This is a genomic window from Pantoea sp. SIMBA_079 (assembly GCF_046940275.1).
Taxonomy (GTDB): domain Bacteria; phylum Pseudomonadota; class Gammaproteobacteria; order Enterobacterales; family Enterobacteriaceae; genus Pantoea; species Pantoea borealis.
Map to the genome: position 1 here is coordinate 1 of NZ_JAWRYR010000964.1, position 233 is coordinate 233.

At 64.8% G+C, this 233-nt stretch carries 1 protein-coding gene; it reads left to right on the forward strand.

The window, feature by feature from the left end:
- Positions 1-233: 1-deoxy-D-xylulose-5-phosphate synthase N-terminal domain-containing protein (locus SB719_RS22800; RefSeq protein WP_412160131.1), on the forward strand; the 233-nt coding region annotated here is incomplete at both ends.

Below are 233 nucleotides of genomic sequence, written 5' to 3' on the forward strand. Positions count from 1 at the left end.
GGTCCGATCGACGGCCACGATGTCAAGGCGCTCGTCGCCGCGCTGAAGACGCTCAAGACCCTGAAGGGCCCGCAGTTGCTGCATGTCATCACGACCAAGGGCAAGGGCTACGAACTCGCCGAAGGCGACCAGATCGGCTATCACGCGGTGTCGCCGTTCGATCCCACGCTCGGCATCGTCGCCAAGGCCGGCGGCGTGAAGAAGCCGACCTATACCGACGTGTTCGGCGACTG